Below are 20,285 nucleotides of genomic sequence, written 5' to 3'. Positions count from 1 at the left end.
GCCAGCGAGATTGCTTGGGGTTATATGGTCAAGTGAAGAAGCGCATACGGTGGATGCCTTGGCAGTCAGAGGCGATGAAAGACGTGATAGCCTGCGATAAGCTTCGGTGAGGTGGCAAATGACCTGTGACCCGGAGATCTCTGAATGGGGGAACCCACCTAGCATAAGCTAGGTATCTTAACCTGAATCCATAGGGTTAAGAGGCGAACCAGGGGAACTGAAACATCTAAGTACCCTGAGGAAAAGAAATCAACCGAGATTCCCTTAGTAGTGGCGAGCGAACGGGGACCAGCCCTTAAGTTGATTTGAGAGTAGCGGAACGCTCTGGAAAGTGCGGCCATAGTGGGTGATAGCCCTGTACGCGAAACGCTCTTATCAATGAAATCGAGTAGGACGGGGCACGAGAAACCCTGTCTGAATATGGGGGGACCATCCTCCAAGGCTAAATACTCCTGACTGACCGATAGTGAACCAGTACCGTGAGGGAAAGGCGAAAAGAACCCCGGAGAGGGGAGTGAAATAGAACCTGAAACCGTATGCGTACAAGCAGTGGGAGCCTACTTTGTTAGGTGACTGCGTACCTTTTGTATAATGGGTCAGCGACTTATTTTCAGTGGCGAGCTTAACCGAATAGGGGAGGCGTAGCGAAAGCGAGTCTTAATAGGGCGTTTAGTCGCTGGGAATAGACCCGAAACCGGGCGATCTATCCATGAGCAGGTTGAAGGTTAGGTAACACTGACTGGAGGACCGAACCCACTTCCGTTGAAAAGGCAGGGGATGACTTGTGGATCGGAGTGAAAGGCTAATCAAGCTCGGAGATAGCTGGTTCTCCTCGAAAGCTATTTAGGTAGCGCCTCATGTATCACTCTGGGGGGTAGAGCACTGTTTCGGCTAGGGGGTCATCCCGACTTACCAAACCGATGCAAACTCCGAATACCCAGAAGTGCCGAGCATGGGAGACACACGGCGGGTGCTAACGTCCGTCGTGAAAAGGGAAACAACCCAGACCGTCAGCTAAGGTCCCAAAGTCCTGGTTAAGTGGTAAACGATGTGGGAAGGCTTAGACAGCTAGGAGGTTGGCTTAGAAGCAGCCACCCTTTAAAGAAAGCGTAATAGCTCACTAGTCGAGTCGGCCTGCGCGGAAGATGTAACGGGGCTCAAACCAGGCACCGAAGCTACGGGTATCACCTTTGGTGATGCGGTAGAGGAGCGTTCTGTAAGCCTGTGAAGGTGAGTTGAGAAGCTTGCTGGAGGTATCAGAAGTGCGAATGCTGACATGAGTAACGACAATGCGAGTGAAAAACTCGCACGCCGAAAGACCAAGGGTTCCTGCGCAACGTTAATCGACGCAGGGTGAGTCGGTCCCTAAGGCGAGGCTGAAAGGCGTAGTCGATGGGAAACGGGTTAATATTCCCGTACTTCTAGTTACTGCGATGGGGGGACGGAGAAGGCTAGGCCAGCTTGGCGTTGGTTGTCCAAGTTTAAGGTGGTAGGCTGACTGTTTAGGTAAATCCGGACAGTTAAGGCCGAGAGCTGATGACGATCCTTCTTTTAGAAGGAGAAGTGGTTAATGCCATGCTTCCAGGAAAAGCCTCTAAGCTTCAGGTAACTAGGAACCGTACCCCAAACCGACACAGGTGGTCGGGTAGAGAATACCAAGGCGCTTGAGAGAACTCGGGTGAAGGAACTAGGCAAAATGGCACCGTAACTTCGGGAGAAGGTGCGCCGGTGAGGGTGAAGGGTTTACCCCGTAAGCTCATGCCGGTCGAAGATACCAGGCCGCTGCGACTGTTTATTAAAAACACAGCACTCTGCAAACACGAAAGTGGACGTATAGGGTGTGACGCCTGCCCGGTGCCGGAAGGTTAATTGATGGGGTTAGCGCAAGCGAAGCTCTTGATCGAAGCCCCGGTAAACGGCGGCCGTAACTATAACGGTCCTAAGGTAGCGAAATTCCTTGTCGGGTAAGTTCCGACCTGCACGAATGGCGTAACGATGGCGGCGCTGTCTCCACCCGAGACTCAGTGAAATTGAAATCGCTGTGAAGATGCAGTGTATCCGCGGCTAGACGGAAAGACCCCGTGAACCTTTACTGTAGCTTTGCACTGGACTTTGAGCTTGCTTGTGTAGGATAGGTGGGAGGCTTTGAAGCGTGGACGCCAGTCTGCGTGGAGCCATCCTTGAAATACCACCCTGGCAACCTTGAGGTTCTAACTCTGGTCCGTCATCCGGATCGAGGACAGTGTATGGTGGGCAGTTTGACTGGGGCGGTCTCCTCCTAAAGAGTAACGGAGGAGTACGAAGGTGCGCTCAGACCGGTCGGAAATCGGTCGTAGAGTATAAAGGCAAAAGCGCGCTTGACTGCGAGACAGACACGTCGAGCAGGTACGAAAGTAGGTCTTAGTGATCCGGTGGTTCTGTATGGAAGGGCCATCGCTCAACGGATAAAAGGTACTCCGGGGATAACAGGCTGATACCGCCCAAGAGTTCATATCGACGGCGGTGTTTGGCACCTCGATGTCGGCTCATCACATCCTGGGGCTGAAGCCGGTCCCAAGGGTATGGCTGTTCGCCATTTAAAGTGGTACGCGAGCTGGGTTTAGAACGTCGTGAGACAGTTCGGTCCCTATCTGCCGTGGACGTTTGAGATTTGAGAGGGGCTGCTCCTAGTACGAGAGGACCGGAGTGGACGAACCTCTGGTGTTCCGGTTGTCACGCCAGTGGCATTGCCGGGTAGCTATGTTCGGAAGAGATAACCGCTGAAAGCATCTAAGCGGGAAACTTGCCTCAAGATGAGATCTCACTGGAGCCTTGAGCTTCCTGAAGGGCCGTCGAAGACTACGACGTTGATAGGTCGGGTGTGTAAGCGCTGTGAGGCGTTGAGCTAACCGATACTAATTGCCCGTGAGGCTTGACCATATAACACCCAAACAATCTGACCGCAGGTCAGAGCGTGAGGAAGACGACGCCGAAAACGGGCGCGTGGGTTCGCAAGACCCAAGACGAATTGTCTACTTCGATCACCGACCCAATTGGGCCAGTCAGGCAGCACCATCGCCTGGCCAGCCAACCGAATTGCTTGACGAACATAGAGCATTGGAACCACCTGATCCCTTCCCGAACTCAGAAGTGAAACGATGCATCGCCGATGGTAGTGTGGGGTTTCCCCATGTGAGAGTAGGTCATCGTCAAGCGCCTAACACCCAGCACCCCCGCTCAGATCACTCTGGCGGGGGTGTTGTCTTTGGGGCGGGAAAAGTTTGGCCGGACGCCAAGGCGTTTGTGCCGATAGCCCTGCCAGCGGAAGCCGGGCAGTCACGCGGCTGAGGTTGCCCTCACCCTAGCCCTCTCCCGGGGGGAGAGGGGACCAGGAGCGGTGCGGCTGGGCGCTTGAGGGCTACCTGACCGCCAAGGTGCTGCTTGGAGCCTAAGAGCCATAACAGCCCGGCTACGCCGGGCTGTCGTGTTTGAAGCGGCAAGGGACCGGCGTAGGTTGGCGCTGAGCGCAGCGAAGCCCAACGATCAGGTCTGCTGCAGGTATCAAGCGAGCTGCGACGGGGCGTTGAGGAGGCAAGGTTGGCTTCCGGATGTTGGGCTTCGCTAGGCTCAGCCCAACCTACGACAGCGTTACGAGGGCAACAAAAAGCCCGGCGTGTGCCGGGCTTTTTGCGTTCTGGTCGATACTCGGGACTACTCCCGATCACGTTCCAGCAAGGGCTTGAGGAAGTGGCCGGTATAGGACTTCTTGTTGGCCGCAACCTCCTCGGGTGTACCCGTTGCGATGATCTGGCCGCCTTTGGAACCGCCTTCCGGGCCCAGGTCCACCAGCCAGTCGGCGGTCTTGATGACATCCAGGTTGTGCTCGATCACCACCACGGTATTGCCGTGATCCCGCAGGCGATGCAATACGTCCAACAGCTGCTGGATATCGGCGAAGTGCAGACCGGTAGTGGGCTCGTCAAGAATATAGAGTGTCTTGCCGGTATCACGCTTGGACAACTCCCGCGCCAGCTTCACACGCTGGGCCTCGCCGCCTGACAGGGTCGTGGCGCTCTGCCCCAGACGGATATAGGACAGACCCACATCCATCAGTGTCTGCAGCTTGCGCGCCAGGGCGGGGATGGATTCGAAGAAGGCATGGGCCTCTTCGATGGTCATGTCCAAGACCTCGGTGATGGTCTTGCCTTTGTACTTCACCTCCAGGGTCTCACGGTTGTATCTCTTGCCCTTGCAGACATCGCAGGCGACGTAGACGTCCGGCAGGAAGTGCATCTCCACCTTGATCACGCCGTCACCCTGGCATGCCTCACAACGGCCGCCTTTGACGTTAAAGGAGAAGCGCCCTGGGGTGTAGCCGCGGGAGCGGGACTCCGGGACGCCGGAGAACAATTCGCGAATCGGGGTGAAAAGACCTGTGTAGGTCGCCGGGTTGGAGCGTGGGGTCCGGCCGATGGGGCTCTGGTCGATGTCGACCACCTTGTCCAGGTGCTGCATGCCATCGAAGCTGTCGTGGGCCGCGACCTCCAGGGTCGTTGCGCCATTGAGCGCCGTGGCGGTCAGGGGGAACAGGGTGTTGTTGATCAGCGTCGACTTGCCGGAGCCCGATACCCCGGTCACGCAGGTCAGCAGGCCAACAGGAATCTCCAGGTTGACGTTCTGCAGGTTGTTGCCTCGGGCGCCTTTGAGCTTCAGCAACTTCTTCTTGTCTCGCGGGGTACGCTTGGCAGGCACCACGATCTTCTTGCGGCCCGACAGGTACTGACCGGTCACCGAGTCGGGGTGCTGCATGACCTGGTCCGGGGTTCCTTCTGCGATGATCTGACCACCATGGATGCCAGCGCCCGGACCTATGTCGATGACATAGTCCGCCAGGCGGATGGCGTCCTCGTCGTGCTCGACGACGATGACCGTGTTGCCCAGGTCGCGCAGGTGAGTCAGGGTGCCTAGTAGGCGCTCGTTGTCGCGCTGGTGCAGGCCGATGGAGGGCTCGTCGAGAATGTACATCACGCCCACCAGGCCCGCGCCGATCTGGCTGGCCAGGCGGATACGCTGGGCTTCACCGCCGGACAGGGTATCGGCACTGCGATCCAGGGTCAGGTAGTCCAGCCCGACGTTGACCAGGAACTGCAGACGCTCGCGGATTTCCTTGAGGATCTTGTCGGCGATCTGTTGCCGCTGGCCCTTGAGGGCTAGATCCTGGAAGTACTGGGTGGCATCGCCCACTGGCAGGCGGGTGACCGCCGGCAGGGTCTTGTCGCCGACCCAGACATGCCGAGCTTCGCGCCGCAGGCGGGTGCCATTGCAGTCGGGGCAATGCTGGGTACTGAGGTACTTGGCCAGCTCTTCGCGCACGCTCTGGGATTCGGTCTCGCGATAACGCCGCTCCAGATTCGGCAGGATGCCTTCGAACGGATGGGCACGCTTGACGATGTCGCCGCGATCATTGAGGTAGCGGAAGTTGACGCTCTCGCGGCCGGAGCCGCTGAGGACCGCCTTGCGATGCTTGTCTTCGAGACTCTTGAAGGGGGCGTCCAGGCTGAAGCCATAGTGACTCGCCAGCGAACCGAGCATCTGGAAGTAATAGACATTGCGCCGGTCCCAGCCGCGGATGGCGCCCTCACTGAGACTAAGCTCCTCGTTGACCACCCGGCGGGCGTCGAAGAATTGCTTCACGCCCAGGCCGTCGCAGGTTGGGCAGGCCCCGGCGGGGTTGTTGAAGGAAAACAGCTTGGGTTCCAGCTCACCGATGGAAAAGCCGCAGATCGGACAGGCGAAGCGCGCGGAAAAGACGATCTCCTCGCCCTTTTCACCTTCCATGGGCGCGATGATGGCGATGTCGTCGGCCAGCTTCAGGGCCGTTTCGAAGGACTCTGCCAGGCGCTGCTGGAGGTCTTCGCGCACCTTGAATCTATCCACCACCACCTCAATGGTGTGCTTCTTCTGCTTGTCGAGCTTGGGTAGTTCGTCCATCTCGTGCAGGCGGCCATTGACGCGGACGCGGACGAAGCCCTGAGCGCGCAATTCCTCGAACACCGAGAGATGTTCGCCCTTGCGCTCGCGCACGATGGGGGCGAGCAGCATCAGTCGCTCACCTTCCGGCATGGCCAGGACCTGATCGACCATCTGACTGACGGTCTGGGCTTCCAGGGGCACGTCATGCTCCGGGCAGCGGGGCGTACCGACGCGGGCATAGAGCAGGCGCAGATAATCGTAGATCTCGGTGATGGTGCCCACGGTGGAGCGTGGATTGTGCGAGGTGGACTTCTGCTCGATGGAGATCGCCGGCGACAGGCCTTCGATGGTGTCCACATCGGGCTTTTCCATCATCGACAGGAATTGCCGGGCATAGGCCGACAGGGATTCCACGTAGCGGCGCTGGCCTTCGGCATAGAGGGTGTCGAAGGCCAGCGAGGATTTGCCGGAGCCGGACAGCCCAGTGATGACGATGAGCTTGTCCCGGGGAAGGGTAAGGTCGATGTTCTTCAGATTATGGGTGCGGGCCCCACGGATGAGGATTTTATCCACGTAGACTTCTGCCTCGTTTTGGCGACGCTTCAATAGAAAAGAGGTCTCTTCCCAGGCTGCGGCTATCTGCCGCGCCTGTGAGAGAGGGGGTAAGGCTGGTAAAATTAGTGGCCCGACAGCGGTGATCGGGCGTTCGTGATCCTGGCGGTCGGGAACGTTCGGACGAGCGCTCGGCTATCTTCACCGCTTCCTCCCTAAATGGTCATTGTCACGACTGTTTTAAAGCTGTGTGGCGACGTAAAAGCCTGTCGCCGACGAGAGGATTATCAATGCTCGACAAGCGCAGTGAAGCCATGAACGGCGTCGAACGCCGTGCCGCCTTTGGGCTGGCTCTGGTCTTCGCCTTTCGTATGCTCGGTATGTTCATGGTGCTCCCGGTCCTGGCGACCTATGGTCAGGAGTTGGCGGATGCCACCCCGGCGCTGATTGGCCTGGCCATAGGTGCCTATGGTTTGACCCAGGCGGTCCTGCAAATTCCCCTGGGGACGCTGTCCGATCGCATCGGCCGGCGCCCCATCATCATTGGTGGACTGCTGGTGTTCGCCCTTGGTGCCGCCATCGCTGCCAATGCCCATTCCATCTGGGGCGTCATCGCCGGACGTATCGTGCAGGGTGGCGGCGCCATTTCGGCCGCCATCATGGCGCTGCTGTCGGACCAAACCCGCGAGCAGCACCGTACCAAGGCCATGGCCACCATCGGCATGAGTATCGGGGTGTCCTTTGCCGTGGCAATGGTGGCCGGCCCCCTGCTGACCCGTGCCTATGGTCTTGCAGGGCTGTTCTGGGCCACCTGCGGACTGGCGCTGGTCGGTTTGCTGATCGTGCTGTTCCTGGTCCCGCACCAGGCCTCGCCCTTCGCTCACCGGGAGTCGAACCTGGCGCGTCAGGCGCTGGGCGCGACCTTGCGCAATCGCGATCTATTGCGGCTGGACTTCGGCATCCTCGCGCTACATGCGGTGCTGATGGCCAGTTTCGTCGTCCTGCCGCTGGCCCTGGCCGACCATGCCGGCCTGCCCAAGGAAGAACACTGGTGGGTGTACCTTACGGCGCTGGTGGTCGGCTTTTTCGCCATGGTTCCCTTCATCATCTATGGTGAAAAGAAGCGGCGCATGAAGCGTGTGCTGGTAGGCGCCATCAGTGTGCTGGTGCTGTGCGAGCTGTACTTCTTTTTCTTCAGCAACAGCCTGGTGGCCCTGGTCATCGGCATCGTGGTGTTCTTTACCGCCTTCAACCTGCTGGAAGCCTCGCTACCGTCGCTGGTGAGCAAGGTGGCCCCGGCCGGTGGCAAGGGCACCGCCATGGGGATCTATTCCACCAGTCAGTTCCTTGGTTCCGCTTTGGGCGGTATCCTCGGTGGTTGGCTGTTCCAGCATGGTGGCCTCTCCACCGTCTTCCTGGGTTGTGCGGCGCTTTGCCTGGGATGGGCGGTGGTAGCTGGTACGATGCGGGAACCGCCCTATGTCACCAGTCTGCGTTTGCCGGTTACGCCCGCGCTAGTCAACGACCAGGGATTGGTCGGACGCCTGTTGGCCCTGGCCGGAGTGACCGATGCGGTAGTGGTGGCGGAGGAACAGGCCGTCTACATCAAGATCGATACTAAAATCGTCGATCGGGCGCAATTGGAGCGACTGGTTAGCCAAACGCCAGTCGCCGCTTGATCGACAGCCCTATCAGGAGATTCATATGGCCCGTGGCGTCAATAAAGTCATCCTCGTCGGCAACGCCGGCGCCGATCCCGAAACCCGTTACATGCCCAATGGCAATGCGGTGACCAATGTCACCCTGGCCACCAGCGAGAGCTGGAAGGACAAGCAGACCGGCCAGCAGCAGGATCGTACCGAGTGGCACCGGGTGGTGTTCTTCGGTCGCCTCGCCGAGATCGCCGGCGAGTACATCCGCAAGGGCTCCCAGGTCTATGTCGAGGGCACTCTGCGTACGCGCAAGTGGCAGGGGCAGGACGGTCAGGATCGCTACACCACCGAAATCGTGGTCGATATCAATGGCAACATGCAGTTGCTGGGTGGCCGCGGTGGCAATGCCGGTGGCAACGATGAATACAACCAGAGCGCGCCGGCGCCCCAGCAACAGCGTGCTCCCCGTCCGCAGCAGTCGGCCCCGCAGTATGACAACGGTGGCAACGGTGGTAATGGCGGCAGCGGCAACAGCCGGCCCCAGCAGCAGCCGCAGTCTCGTCCGCAGCAGCAACCGGCTCAGCAGGACTACGACAGCTTCGACGACGACATCCCGTTCTAAACGACGGACAAAGAAAAAGGGCAGCCAGTGGCTGCCCTTTCTTTTTGGTGGAGGCGGGGGGATTTGAACCCCCGTCCGCCAGCTCTCCGCTATCGGTTCTACATGCTTAGCCCTGTCTACTGAGTTAACCCATTGCGGCCCGACGGGCAGGGTGCTTTGGGCGAGCTGTATAAGTTTTAGCCGTTACGTCTACAGCGAACTTGGCGGCGATCCTGTTCTATCTGACAGTCGTTTCGGGTTTACAGGCATCCCCTAGCGACTGCTAGCCGCGTTAAGCAGCTAGAGCGTAGTTGTCGTCGTTGGCAACTATAAGTTTGCAGCAGCGAATTTACGAGTTCTGCTACCAGCTCGGCATGCCCCTCAAGTTTCGTTACCGGCGTCGAATCCTAATCGCCCCCAAAACTTGCTGGTCGTTCACTATAGGAATTCCGGCCGTCCGACGCAAGTCATTGCTGACGAAACGTTTTTCGGCCGCTTGGCTATTTGGCGTCCTTGCGGATGGCCCTTTGGATCTCGCGGTCGGAATCGCGCTCGCGCTCGGTGGCGCGCTTGTCGAACTCCTTCTTGCCCTTGGCCAGTGCGATCTCGCACTTGACCAGGTGCTTCTTCCAGTAGAGCGACAGGGCGACGCAGGCGTAGCCCTTCTGCTGCACCGCGCCAAACAGCTTGCCCAGCTCGCGCTTGTTGAGCAGCAACTTGCGGGTCCGGGTCGGATCAGCGATGACGTGCGTACTGGCGGTCTGCAGCGGGGTGATGTGGCTGCCCAGCAGCCAGGCTTCACCGTCCTTGAGCAGCACATAGCTGTCGGTCAGCTGTGCCTTGCCGGCTCTCAGGCTCTTGACCTCCCAACCTGCCAGGGAAACACCTGCTTCAAAGCGGGTGTCGACGAAGTATTCGTGTAGCGCCTTTTTGTTCTGCGCGATGCTGCCGGGGGAAACTTTCTTTTGCTTGGCCATGATTCCAGGGTACAGCGAGTCGGGGGAAATGTCGCCACGCGCTTGAGCGGGTATGAGCAAACACGGACAATACCGCGGTTCTGGACTGCGGCAGGCTGATGCGGGAGTAAATTGCGTGCGCCGCCCTCAAATTCAAGGTCCGACACCGAATTCGCTATTCTACGAGGTTCCGATGAGCACGCACATCCAACGTTCGGCGTTGCTGCCCTATCCTGCTTCGGCGCTCTATGCGCTGGTCAATGACGTGGACCGTTATCCGGAGTTCCTACCCTGGTGCTCGTCCGCCCAGATCCTGGAGCAGGACGAAGGCCTGATGCGCGCCGGTCTCACCGTAGCCAAGGGTGGCCTGAGCCAGCAGTTCACGACCCGCAATACCCTGGTGCCGGACGAATCCATCACCATGGATCTGGAAAAAGGTCCCTTCAAGCAGCTGCATGGCGTCTGGTCCTTCAAGGCGCTGGGGGACAAGGCCTGCAAGATCTCGCTGGATCTGTCCTTCGAATACGACAGCGCTATCGTGCGCGCGACCCTGGGGCCGCTGTTCAATCAGGCGGCCAATACCATGGTGGATGCCTTCTGCCAGCGTGCTCGAGCCCTCTATGGCTGAGTGCTTCGCCATCGAAGTAGCGCTGGCATTACCACAACGGCAATGGCTGCTGAGTCTGCAGGTGGAGGAGGGTGCCACTGTCGAGCAGGCGGTGCTGGCGTCGGGGTTGCTGGAACAGCTGCCACCCGAGCAGCGCGAGGGCTATCGGGTCGGTATCTTTGGCAAGCTGATCGTCAAGCCGGATGAGCGAAGGCTGGGAGAGGGGGACCGCGTGGAGATCTATCGCCCGTTGCTCGCGGATCCAAAGGAAAGTCGCAAACGACGTGCGGAAGAGGCCAGGTTGAAGGCCGGCCTCTAACTAGGGATCACTGGCCGTCGGTACGAATGCGCTCGGGAGTCGGTACGGCGGCTGGCCGCGCGCTGTCGATTTCCTTCTGGATGCTGTCTTCGGTCGAACCGGGCACGGCTGGCGTTTCCGGCGCTGCTGCAGGGGCGGTGGGTTGCGCTGGCGCAGTGGGATCCACGGTAGTGCCGCTATCGGTACCCATGATCTGCTGTTCACGGCTGGTGCCGGGCATGAAATCGCCAGCCAGACCACTCAGCTGGTTTTCACCATTGAACACCAGGCTGACACGCTCCTGTTTCCGCTGACCGCCGGCGGCCTGCAGGCTGTACAGATAGTCCCAGCGATTGGGATGGAAGGTGTCCTGGATCAACGGCGAACCCATGATAAACCGGACTTGTTGTCGGGTCATTCCGGGGCGCAACTGGTCTATCATGTCCTGGGTGACGACGTTGCCCTGCTGGATGTCGATCTTGTAAACCCCCGGCAGAGAGCAGCCGGCGAGCATGGCTAGGCCCATCAGAGAGAGCCCGGTCAGCGTTTGCTTGAGGTTTTGCATCGGTGGGAGACTTCCACTATCTTGCTGGGCAACGAAGCACCGATCATACCCGTATTCCCGAGGGCTGCGAAAGCACTCGGCACCGAGAAAGAGCATGGTAGAGAACAACGAACTCCGCAAAGCGGGTCTGAAAGTGACCCTGCCGCGCGTCAAGATATTGCAGATGCTGGACACCACCGAGCAGCGCCACATGAGCGCTGAAGACGTTTACAAGGCGCTGATGGAAGCGGGCGAGGACGTGGGGCTGGCAACGGTCTACCGGGTCCTCACCCAGTTCGAAGCGGCCGGTCTGGTGGTGCGCCACAATTTCGATGGCGGTCATGCCGTATTCGAGCTGGCCGACACCGGCCATCACGATCACATGGTGGATGTGGATACCGGCGAAGTCATCGAGTTCACCGATGCCTCGATCGAAAAGCGTCAACGCGAGATCGTCGAAGAACATGGTTTCGAGCTCGTCGATCACAATCTGGTGCTGTACATCCGTCAGCGCAAGTGAAGATCCAGATATGAAAAAGGCGACTCAGAGGTCGCCTTTTTCTTGTCCGTTGGTAGCCTGCGTCTAACGGCTGACCACCAGTTTGCGAGCATGGGCGAGGGATTCGCGGGTCAGGTCGACTCCGCCCAGCATGCGCGCCACCTCTTCCACGCGCCGTGCGCGGTCCAGCTTGGCCACCGCCGTGCGCGTCTCGTCGGTGCCGCGCTCCTTGTGCACGAACAGGTGCTGATGGCCCTGGGCCGCCACCTGGGGCAGGTGGGTCACCGTCAGCACCTGGCCGCGCTCGCCCAGCTGCCGCAGCAGTTGGCCGACCACCTCGGCGGTCGGACCACCGATACCTACGTCTACCTCGTCGAATACCAGCGTGGGCGTGCGTGAGGTCTGGGCGGTGATGACCTGGATGGCCAGGCTGATCCGTGACAGCTCGCCACCGGAGGCAACTTTGGCCAGCGGGCGTAGGGGTTGGCCCGGGTTGGCGCTGACGCGGAATTCGACGCCTTCGTTGCCCAGCGGTTGGGGCTCACCGGTGCTGCCTGGGGTGAGGGTAATGCTGAAGCGGCCCCCCGGCATCCCCAGGCGCTGCATCTCAGTCTCGACCGCGGCAGCGAGCTCCGGCGCCCGCTGCTCGCGCAAACGACTCAGTTCGCCGGCCTTCTCTTGGTAGTGGCGCTCGAAGGCCGCCAGTTCTTCCTGCAGACGCTCCAGGGCGACGTCGTCGGCGTCCAAGGATTGCAGTTCGTTGCGCAGTTGTTCGTGCAGCTCCAGCAGGGCTTCGGGCTGGACCCGATGCTTGCGGGCCAGGCTGTAGACGCTGTCGAGGCGCTCTTGAACGGCCTGCTGGCGCTCCGGGTCGGCTTCGAAGTGATCGACGAAGCGATTGAGTTCGTTCATCGCCTCCTCGATCTGGATCTGGGCCGAGGCGAGCAGGTTGCTGGCTTCCTGGATCTGCGCCGGCGGGCGGTCGAAGGCGGTCAGGCGTGCCACGCTGGCATTGAGTGCCGACAGGGCGTTGCCCTGCTCGTTTTCGGTACAGAGGTCCATGGCCTGGCGGCAGGCCAGCAGGATGTGCTCGGCACTCGCCAGATCGCTCTGCTCCTGTTCGAGCGCCTGCAACTCGCCTTCGGCCAGGGCGAGGTTGTCGAGTTCTTCGAGTTGATAGCTGAGCAACTGATGACGGGCGCGTTGCTCGTCGCCATTGCGGGTAAGACGCTCCAGGGTCTGGCGCACCTGGCGCCAGCGTTGGGCGGCGAGCTGCACCTGACGGACCAGTTCGCCTGCGCCGGCGTACTCGTCCAGCAGGCGGCGATGGGTGTCGAGGCCGAGCAGCGACTGGTGCTCATGCTGGTTGTGAATGTCGATCAGCAGGCCGCCGAGGGTCTTGAGATCAGCCAGCGGGCATGGCGAGCCATTGATATAGCCACGCGAGCGTCCCTCGCGGGTGATGACGCGGCGCAGCAGGCAGGGACCGTCCTGTTCCAGGTCGCGCTCGGCAAGCCATTGACGCGCCTCGGGGATATCGGTGGTATCGAAGCTGGCCAGCACATCGGCCTTGTCGGCGCCGGGTCTTACCGCGTCGCTGTCGGCGCGATCGCCCAGGGTGAGGCCGAGGGCGTCGAGCATGATGGACTTGCCGGCGCCGGTTTCGCCGGTAATCACGGTCATGCCGCGCTCGAGGTCGAGGTCAAGGTGTTCGACGATGGCGTAGTTGCGGACGGACAGATGCACCAGCATGCGACGATCTCCGAAAGCGGTTTTCTGGTTGTTTATACAGTGCCTCTTGGGCACTGGCAATCCATACAGCTCTTGAAGCGCCGGCCGGCGGCCCCATATAGGCGCCATCGATCAAGGCGTCGTCCATTAGAGGGCGCGCCCACCGGCAATATCACAGGAGGACTCCCATGGCCGACGAACAGAACTCCCAGAACCCCGAGCACGAGGCCGCGGCCCAGGGCGACGTCCAGCACGAGGACGTCGCCGCCCGCATCGCCACGCTCGAAGAGCAGCTCGCCGCGGCCCAGGATCAGTCGCTGCGCAGCGTCGCTGAGCTGCAGAACGTGCGTCGTCGCGCTGAGCAGGACGTGGAGAAGGCGCACAAATTCGCGCTGGAGAAATTCGCTGGCGATCTGTTGCCCGTGCTCGACAGCCTGGAGCGTGGCCTTGAGCTGTCCAACGCCACCGACGAGACCTTGAAGCCCATGCGTGAAGGCATGGAGCTGACCCTGAAGATGCTGCAGGACACCCTCAAGCGCTATCAGGTCGAGGCCGTCGATCCCCACGGCGCGCCCTTCAATCCCGAACACCACCAGGCCATGGCCATGGAGGAGAGCGCCACCGCCGAGCCGGGCAGCGTGCTCAAGGTGTTTCAAAAGGGCTATCTGCTCAATGGTCGCCTGCTGCGGCCGGCGATGGTGGTAGTCAGCAAGGCCCCTGCAGCGCAGCAGCCGAGCATTGACGAAAAGGCTTGAAATTCTTTCGCTCGGCCCCATCTGGTAGGCAAGCGAACATCAAAGGCCCCCTGAGCGGGCCGCGCGGAATCTGAGATTTCTGGAGAAGACTACATGGGCAAGATCATCGGTATCGACCTGGGGACGACCAACTCCTGCGTCGCGATCCTCGAAAACGGCAACGTCAAGGTATTGGAAAACGCCGAGGGCACCCGCACCACGCCGTCCATCATCGCCTACACCAACGATGGCGAGACCCTGGTTGGCCAGCCGGCCAAGCGCCAGGCGGTGACCAATCCGCAGAACACCCTGTACGCGGTCAAGCGCCTGATCGGTCGGCGCTATGAAGAAAACGTCGTGCAGAAAGACATCGAGATGGTCCCCTACAAGATCGTCAAGGCCGACAACGGTGACGCCTGGGTCGAGGCCAAGGGCCAGAAGATGGCGCCGCCGCAGGTGTCTGCCGAAGTCCTGAAGAAGATGAAGAAGACCGCCGAGGACTACCTGGGCGAGGCCGTGACCGAAGCGGTCATCACCGTACCGGCCTACTTCAACGACAGCCAGCGCCAGGCCACCAAGGATGCCGGTCGCATCGCTGGTCTGGACGTCAAGCGCATCATCAACGAGCCCACCGCGGCGGCTCTGGCCTATGGCCTGGACAAGGCTAAGGGCGACCACACCGTGATCGTCTATGACCTGGGCGGCGGTACCTTCGACGTGTCGGTCATCGAGATCGCCGAGGTCGATGGTGAGCATCAGTTCGAGGTGCTGGCCACCAATGGCGACACCTTCCTGGGCGGTGAAGACTTCGACATCCGTCTGATCGACTACCTCGTCGAGGAATTCAAGAAAGAAAGCGGCATGAACCTCAAGGGTGACCCGCTGGCCATGCAGCGCCTTAAGGAAGCTGCCGAGAAGGCCAAGATCGAGTTGTCCTCGGCTACCCAGACCGACGTCAACCTGCCGTACATCACCGCCGATGCCAGCGGTCCCAAGCACCTGAACGTCAAGGTCTCCCGCGCCAAGCTGGAGTCCCTGGTGGAAGAGCTGGTCGAGCGCACCATCGAGCCGTGCCGTACTGCCCTGAAGGACTCTGGTCTGGACGTCTCCGACATCCACGAGGTCATCCTGGTGGGTGGTCAGACCCGCATGCCGCTGGTGCAGAAGCGTGTGGCCGACTTCTTCGGCAAGGAAGCGCGCAAGGACGTCAACCCGGACGAGGCCGTCGCCATTGGTGCGGCCATCCAGGGCGCCGTGCTGGCCGGTGACGTCAAGGACGTGCTGCTGCTGGACGTGACTCCGCTGACCCTGGGCATCGAGACCATGGGTGGCGTGATGACCGCGCTGATCGAGAAGAACACCACCATCCCGACCAAGAAGTCGCAGGTGTTCTCCACCGCCGACGACAACCAGGGCGCCGTGACCATCCACGTGCTGCAGGGCGAGCGCAAGCAGGCCGCGCAGAACAAGTCGCTGGGCAAGTTCGACCTGGCCGAGATCCCGCCGGCGCCCCGTGGCGTGCCGCAGATCGAGGTGACCTTCGACATCGACGCCAACGGTATCCTCAACGTGTCCGCCAAGGACAAGGCCACCGGCAAGCAGCAGTCCATCGTCATCAAGGCGTCCTCCGGTCTGTCCGAGGACGAGATTCAGCAGATGGTGCGTGACGCCGAGGCCAATGCCGACGAGGATCGCAAGTTCGAAGAGCTGGCCGCGGCCCGCAACCAGGGTGATGCCCTGGTGCACGGCACCCGCAAGATGCTGACCGAGGCAGGCGACAAGGCCACGGCCGAAGAGAAGAGCACCATCGAGAAGGCCATTGGCGAGCTGGAAGTCGCCGTGCGCGGTGACGACAAGGACGCCATCGAAGCCAAGATGAATGCCCTGTCCCAAGCCTCCGCGCCGCTGGCCCAGAAGCTCTACTCCGAGCAGGGCGCTGCCGCTGGTGCCGAAGGCGCCTCGGCCAAGGCGGACGGTGAGGCCAAGAAGCCCGGCGACGACGTGGTCGATGCCGAGTTCGAGGAAGTGAAGGACAACAAGTAAGCCCCGTGCTTACCGCACCTGACGGGCTTCGTGCCCGTCGGATCCGCTACGCGGGAGCCTGCTCCCGCGTTGGCGTGTCTGGAGGGTGAGAAAATTTAAGGTGCAGAAAGTCTATGGCCAAACGTGATTACTATGAGGTGCTCGGGGTCGAGCGCGGCGCTAGCGAAGCCGAGCTCAAGAAGGCCTACCGACGCCTGGCGATGAAATACCACCCGGATCGCAATCCGGGGGACGCGGCTGCCGAGGAGCAGTTCAAGGAGGCCGCCGAGGCCTACGAAGTGCTGTCCGATGCGGGCAAGCGCTCGGCCTACGACCAGTACGGCCATGCTGGCGTCGATCCGAGCATGGGCGGCGGTGGTTTCGGTGGTGCGGCCGGTGGCGCGAGCTTCTCCGACATCTTCGGCGACGTCTTCAGTGACTTCTTCGGCGGCCGCGGTGGCGCCGGTGGTCGTGGCGGTCCGCAGCGCGGCGCCGACCTGCGCTACACCCTGGACCTGGATCTGGAAGAGGCGGTGCGCGGGACCACGGTCACCATTCGCGTGCCCACCCTGGTCGAGTGCAAGGTCTGCGACGGCAATGGCGCCAAGCCAGGTACCTCGGCTTCCACCTGCCCCACCTGCGGCGGTATCGGCCAGGTGCGCATGCAGCAGGGCTTCTTCTCGGTGCAGCAGACCTGCCCGCGCTGCCACGGCAGCGGCAAGATCATTCCCGAGCCCTGCAACGCTTGTCATGGCCAGGGACGCGTGGAAGAGCAGAAGACCCTGTCGGTCAAGGTGCCGGCGGGCGTCGACACCGGCGACCGCATCCGCCTGACCGGCGAAGGCGAGGCCGGGACCCTGGGTGGCCCCAGCGGCGACCTCTACGTGGTGGTCAATGTGCGCGAGCACTCGATCTTCCAGCGCGACGGCAAGCATCTCTATTGCGAGGTGCCGATCAACTTCACCGATGCCGCCCTGGGTGGCGAGCTGGAAGTGCCGACCCTGGATGGCCGCGTCAAGCTGAAGATCCCCGAGGGCACCCAGACCGGCAAGATGTTCCGCCTGCGTGGCAAGGGCGTGACGCCCGTGCGTGGCGGTGGCGCCGGCGACCTGATGTGCAAGGTGGTGGTGGAAACCCCGGTCAACCTGAGCCGGCGCCAGCGCGAGCTGCTTGAGGAATTCCGCAACACCCTGCAGAGCGACAGCTCCCATTCGCCCCGGGCCAGTGGCTGGTTCGACGGAATGAAGCGCTTCTTCGACGACCTCTAAACCGGCAGGGGCGTCGTCGCGAGGCGGCGCCCGGCCAGCAGCCTGGAGCTGATGATGCGACGTATAGCTGTAATGGGCGCCGCGGGGCGCATGGGTAAGACCCTGATCGAAGCGGTCCAGCAGACCCAGGGCGCTGCCGGCCTGACTGCGGCGGTGGATCGTCCCGAGAGCAGCCTGGTGGGTGCCGACGCGGGCGAACTCGCCGGCATCGGCCGTAACGGGGTGATGCTGTCCGGTGACCTGGCGCGGGTGCTGGATGATTTCGATGTCCTCATCGACTTCACCCACCCCAACGTGACCCTGCAGAATCTGGCGCTCTGCCGCAAGGCGAAGAAGGCCATGGTGATCGGCACCACCGGCTTCACCGCCGAGCAGAAGCTGACGCTGCTGGAAGCCAGCAAGGAAATCCCCATCGTCTTCGCCGCCAACTTCAGCGTCGGCGTCAATCTCTGCCTCAAGCTGCTGGATACCGCTGCCCGCGTGCTGGGTGACGAGGTCGATATCGAGATCATCGAGGCGCACCACAGACACAAGGTCGATGCACCCTCGGGTACCGCGCTGCGCATGGGCGAGGTCGTCGCCCAGGCACTGGGTCGCGATCTGGAAGAAGTGGCCGTCTATGGCCGCGAAGGCCAGACCGGCGCCCGTGATCGCCAGACCATCGGCTTCGCCACCGTCCGTGCTGGCGACGTGGTGGGCGATCACACGGTGCTGTTCGCCAGCGAAGGCGAGCGGGTCGAGATCACTCACAAGGCCTCCAGCCGCATGACCTTCGCCAAGGGCGCCGTGCGCGCGGCGCTCTGGCTCAAGGACAAACAGCCGGCGCTATATGACATGCAGGATGTGCTGGAGTTGCGCTGACCCACTCGTGGGGGTGCAAGGCGTGATCATTTCGTGTACAATGCAGCTTTAGTGTATCCACTAAAAGCTAGCGCAGAATGAAATCACAACATTAAAACGGGATGACTCTTCGAGATGTCATCCCGTTTTTTTGCACCCTGCGTTTGCCCGCCAAGGCTTGATTTTCGGAGGTCTTCTTGACTAAGCCAGCCATACTCGCACTTGCCGATGGCAGCATCTTTCGCGGTGAATCCATCGGTGCCGACGGCCACACGGTCGGCGAAGTGGTGTTCAACACCGCCATGACCGGCTACCAGGAAATCCTGACCGATCCTTCCTATGCGAAGCAGATCGTCACCCTGACCTATCCGCACATCGGCAACACCGGCACCACGCCGCAGGATGGCGAGGCCGCCCAGGTCTGGGCCGCCGGGCTGATCATCCGTGATCTGCCGCTGCTGGCCAGCAACTGGCGCAACAAGCAATCGCTGCCGGACTATCTCAAGGAAAACGGCACCATTGCCATTGCCGGCATCGACACTCGTCGCCTGACCCGCATCCTCCGCGAGAAGGGCGCTCAGGACGGCTGCATCCTCACTGGCGAAGACGCCACCGAAGAGCGCGCCCTGGAACTGGCCCGCGCCTTCCCCGGCCTCAAGGGCATGGACCTGGCCAAGGAAGTCAGCGTCAAGGAGCGCTACGAGTGGCGCTCCAGCGTCTGGTCGCTGGAAACCGACAGTCACGCCGAGATCCCGGCCGAGCAACTGCCCTACCACGTGGTGGCCTTCGACTACGGCGTCAAGCTGAACATCCTGCGCATGCTGGTGGCTCGCGGCTGCCGCATCACCGTGCTGCCGGCCCAGACCCCGGCCAGCGAAGCCCTGGCGCTGCAACCCGACGGCATCTTCCTGGCCAACGGCCCGGGCGATCCCGAGCCCTGCGACTACGCCATCAAGGCGATCCAGGACGTTCTGGAAACCGAGATCCCGGTGTTCGGCATCTGTCTGGGCCACCAGCTGCTGGCCCTGGCTTCCGGCGCCAAGACGGTGAAGATGCCCAACGGTCACCACGGCGCCAACCATCCGGTTCAGGATCTCGACAGCGGCGTGGTGATGATCACCAGCCAGAACCACGGCTTCGCTGTGGACGAGGCCAGTCTGCCGGCCAATGTGCGGGCCACCCACAAGTCGCTGTTCGACGGCACCCTGCAGGGCATCGAGCGTACCGACAAGGTCGCCTTCAGCTTCCAGGGGCACCCCGAGGCGAGCCCTGGTCCGCACGACGTGGCACCGCTGTTCGACAAGTTCATCCAGGCCATGGCCGCGCGCCGCTAAGACGAGAGGAGGGTAAGGCTCATGCTGGCGAATCTGGGTGTCATCGACTTCTGGACCTATGTGGTCGGGACCCTGTTCGTCATCCTGTTGCCTGGCCCCAATTCCTTCTTCGTGCTTGCTACCAGCGCCCAGCGCGGCATCCGCAGCGGTTACCAGGCGGCCTCGGCCGTGTTCCTGGGTGACGCCGTGCTGATGCTGCTCTCGGCCCTGGGCGTCGCCTCGCTGCTCAAGGCCGAGCCGCTGTTCTTCCAGATCCTCAAGTACCTGGGCGCGGCCTACCTGTTCTACCTTGGCTGGGGCATGTTGCGCGGCGGACTCAAGTCCTGGCGCAGCCCGGCCCAGGGCCAGGCCGAGGCGACGCTGCGCGAAGACGTCCACCAGCCGTTCCGCAAGGCGCTGCTGCTGAGTCTGTCGAATCCGAAGGCGATCCTGTTCTTCGTCTCCTTCTTCATCCAGTTCGTGGACCCCGGTTACGCCCATCCGGCGCTGTCCTTCCTGGTGCTGGGCGCGGTACTGGAAGCGATCAGCTTCTGCTACCTGTCGTTCCTGATTTTCTGCGGCGTTCGCCTGGCGGCCTGGTTCCGTCAGCGGCGTCGCCTCAGCGCGGGCGCCACCGGTGGCGTCGGCGCCCTGTTCGTAGGGTTCGGTGTGAAGTTGGCCACCGCGACCCTGACCTGATTACCTGCATTCGAGAA

At 61.5% G+C, this 20,285-nt stretch carries 15 protein-coding genes, 2 rRNA genes and 1 other RNA gene; 13 read left to right on the top strand and 5 right to left on the bottom strand.

What is annotated here, in order from left to right:
• Positions 1-26: 26 nt before the first annotated feature.
• Both NRG74_RS15115 and rrf read left to right on the top strand, forming a co-directional pair.
• A 23S ribosomal RNA gene (locus tag NRG74_RS15115) occupies positions 27-2,919 on the top strand.
• Between the two features lie 159 nt (positions 2,920-3,078).
• Positions 3,079-3,194: ribosomal RNA gene (rrf, locus tag NRG74_RS15110) — 5S ribosomal RNA — on the top strand.
• A gap of 496 nt (positions 3,195-3,690) precedes the next feature.
• On the opposite strand, the gene uvrA is transcribed toward rrf, so the two are convergent.
• Positions 3,691-6,525, bottom strand: a complete 2,835-nt coding sequence (gene uvrA / locus NRG74_RS15105; protein ID WP_026083795.1) for an excinuclease ABC subunit UvrA — start codon at positions 6,523-6,525, stop codon at positions 3,691-3,693.
• Positions 6,526-6,794: 269 nt separating this feature from the next.
• Here uvrA and NRG74_RS15100 point away from each other — a divergent pair, with 269 nt between their 5' ends.
• Positions 6,795-8,183: an MFS transporter gene (locus NRG74_RS15100; protein WP_173148522.1), complete on the top strand. Its 1,389-nt coding sequence runs from the start codon at positions 6,795-6,797 to the stop codon at positions 8,181-8,183.
• Between the two features lie 25 nt (positions 8,184-8,208).
• Complete coding sequence (ssb, locus tag NRG74_RS15095; protein ID WP_231357456.1) at positions 8,209-8,778, top strand: single-stranded DNA-binding protein; 570 nt, start codon at positions 8,209-8,211, stop codon at positions 8,776-8,778.
• 45 nt (positions 8,779-8,823) lie between these two features.
• On the opposite strand, the gene ssrA is transcribed toward ssb, so the two are convergent.
• Positions 8,824-9,176: a transfer-messenger RNA gene (ssrA, locus tag NRG74_RS15090) on the bottom strand.
• An 81-nt stretch (positions 9,177-9,257) separates the two neighbouring features.
• Entirely contained in the window at positions 9,258-9,734 is a 477-nt protein-coding gene (smpB, locus tag NRG74_RS15085) for an SsrA-binding protein SmpB (RefSeq protein WP_007162671.1), read from the bottom strand.
• Positions 9,735-9,906: 172 nt separating this feature from the next.
• On the opposite strand from smpB, the gene NRG74_RS15080 reads away from it, so the two are divergent.
• Both NRG74_RS15080 and NRG74_RS15075 read left to right on the top strand, forming a co-directional pair.
• The gene (locus tag NRG74_RS15080; protein WP_017640639.1) at positions 9,907-10,341 is read left to right on the top strand and encodes a type II toxin-antitoxin system RatA family toxin; all 435 of its coding nucleotides are present in this window, start codon (positions 9,907-9,909) and stop codon (positions 10,339-10,341) included.
• Positions 10,334-10,639, top strand: a complete 306-nt coding sequence (locus tag NRG74_RS15075) for an RnfH family protein (protein WP_257704682.1) — start codon at positions 10,334-10,336, stop codon at positions 10,637-10,639. Before NRG74_RS15080 ends, NRG74_RS15075 begins: the two co-directional genes overlap by 8 nt.
• Positions 10,640-10,646: 7 nt before the next feature.
• On the opposite strand, the gene NRG74_RS15070 is transcribed toward NRG74_RS15075, so the two are convergent.
• Positions 10,647-11,183, bottom strand: coding sequence for an outer membrane protein assembly factor BamE (locus NRG74_RS15070; protein ID WP_017640637.1), 537 nt, complete (start codon positions 11,181-11,183; stop codon positions 10,647-10,649).
• Positions 11,184-11,277: 94 nt separating this feature from the next.
• On the opposite strand from NRG74_RS15070, the gene fur reads away from it, so the two are divergent.
• On the top strand, positions 11,278-11,682 hold the full coding sequence (gene fur / locus NRG74_RS15065; protein ID WP_007162667.1) for a ferric iron uptake transcriptional regulator: 405 nt from the start codon (positions 11,278-11,280) through the stop codon (positions 11,680-11,682).
• A 63-nt stretch (positions 11,683-11,745) separates the two neighbouring features.
• Here the strand turns inward: fur and recN are convergent, their stop codons facing one another.
• The gene (recN, locus tag NRG74_RS15060; RefSeq protein WP_017640636.1) at positions 11,746-13,413 is read right to left on the bottom strand and encodes a DNA repair protein RecN; all 1,668 of its coding nucleotides are present in this window, start codon (positions 13,411-13,413) and stop codon (positions 11,746-11,748) included.
• Positions 13,414-13,580: 167 nt separating this feature from the next.
• Between recN and grpE the strand changes: the two genes are divergently transcribed.
• The 6 genes from grpE (at position 13,581) to leuE (ending at position 20,268) form a co-directional block, all read left to right on the top strand.
• The gene (gene grpE / locus NRG74_RS15055; RefSeq protein WP_017640635.1) at positions 13,581-14,147 is read left to right on the top strand and encodes a nucleotide exchange factor GrpE; all 567 of its coding nucleotides are present in this window, start codon (positions 13,581-13,583) and stop codon (positions 14,145-14,147) included.
• A gap of 93 nt (positions 14,148-14,240) precedes the next feature.
• The gene (gene dnaK, locus NRG74_RS15050) at positions 14,241-16,169 is read left to right on the top strand and encodes a molecular chaperone DnaK (RefSeq protein WP_017640634.1); all 1,929 of its coding nucleotides are present in this window, start codon (positions 14,241-14,243) and stop codon (positions 16,167-16,169) included.
• Positions 16,170-16,282: 113 nt separating this feature from the next.
• Entirely contained in the window at positions 16,283-17,416 is a 1,134-nt protein-coding gene (dnaJ, locus tag NRG74_RS15045; protein WP_007162663.1) for a molecular chaperone DnaJ, read from the top strand.
• 54 nt (positions 17,417-17,470) lie between these two features.
• Positions 17,471-18,277: a 4-hydroxy-tetrahydrodipicolinate reductase gene (dapB, locus tag NRG74_RS15040; RefSeq protein ID WP_026083794.1), complete on the top strand. Its 807-nt coding sequence runs from the start codon at positions 17,471-17,473 to the stop codon at positions 18,275-18,277.
• A gap of 176 nt (positions 18,278-18,453) precedes the next feature.
• Entirely contained in the window at positions 18,454-19,590 is a 1,137-nt protein-coding gene (gene carA / locus NRG74_RS15035; protein ID WP_017640632.1) for a glutamine-hydrolyzing carbamoyl-phosphate synthase small subunit, read from the top strand.
• Positions 19,591-19,611: 21 nt separating this feature from the next.
• Positions 19,612-20,268: a leucine efflux protein LeuE gene (gene leuE, locus NRG74_RS15030; protein WP_007162660.1), complete on the top strand. Its 657-nt coding sequence runs from the start codon at positions 19,612-19,614 to the stop codon at positions 20,266-20,268.
• Positions 20,269-20,285 lie beyond the last annotated feature (17 nt).

Source organism: Pseudomonas oryzihabitans (assembly GCF_024652905.1).
In the GTDB taxonomy this organism is placed as follows: Bacteria; Pseudomonadota; Gammaproteobacteria; order Pseudomonadales; family Pseudomonadaceae; genus Chryseomonas; species Chryseomonas benzopyrenica.
Note: the sequence above shows the minus strand (reverse complement) of the source record. Positions and strands in the feature narration are given on the sequence as shown.

What these genes read in the sequence shown, in the direction of transcription:
- NRG74_RS15100 (WP_173148522.1), top strand. Translation starts at nt 6,795, where the DNA reads ATGCTCGACAAGCGCAGTGAAGCCATGAACGGCGTCGAACGCCGTGCC.
- ssb (WP_231357456.1), top strand. Translation starts at nt 8,209, where the DNA reads ATGGCCCGTGGCGTCAATAAAGTCATCCTCGTCGGCAACGCCGGCGCC.
- smpB (WP_007162671.1), bottom strand. Translation starts at nt 9,734, where the DNA reads ATGGCCAAGCAAAAGAAAGTTTCCCCCGGCAGCATCGCGCAGAACAAA.
- NRG74_RS15080 (WP_017640639.1), top strand. Translation starts at nt 9,907, where the DNA reads ATGAGCACGCACATCCAACGTTCGGCGTTGCTGCCCTATCCTGCTTCG.
- NRG74_RS15075 (WP_257704682.1), top strand. Translation starts at nt 10,334, where the DNA reads ATGGCTGAGTGCTTCGCCATCGAAGTAGCGCTGGCATTACCACAACGG.
- NRG74_RS15070 (WP_017640637.1), bottom strand. Translation starts at nt 11,183, where the DNA reads ATGCAAAACCTCAAGCAAACGCTGACCGGGCTCTCTCTGATGGGCCTA.
- fur (WP_007162667.1), top strand. Translation starts at nt 11,278, where the DNA reads ATGGTAGAGAACAACGAACTCCGCAAAGCGGGTCTGAAAGTGACCCTG.
- recN (WP_017640636.1), bottom strand. Translation starts at nt 13,413, where the DNA reads ATGCTGGTGCATCTGTCCGTCCGCAACTACGCCATCGTCGAACACCTT.
- grpE (WP_017640635.1), top strand. Translation starts at nt 13,581, where the DNA reads ATGGCCGACGAACAGAACTCCCAGAACCCCGAGCACGAGGCCGCGGCC.
- dnaK (WP_017640634.1), top strand. Translation starts at nt 14,241, where the DNA reads ATGGGCAAGATCATCGGTATCGACCTGGGGACGACCAACTCCTGCGTC.
- dnaJ (WP_007162663.1), top strand. Translation starts at nt 16,283, where the DNA reads ATGGCCAAACGTGATTACTATGAGGTGCTCGGGGTCGAGCGCGGCGCT.
- dapB (WP_026083794.1), top strand. Translation starts at nt 17,471, where the DNA reads ATGCGACGTATAGCTGTAATGGGCGCCGCGGGGCGCATGGGTAAGACC.
- leuE (WP_007162660.1), top strand. Translation starts at nt 19,612, where the DNA reads ATGCTGGCGAATCTGGGTGTCATCGACTTCTGGACCTATGTGGTCGGG.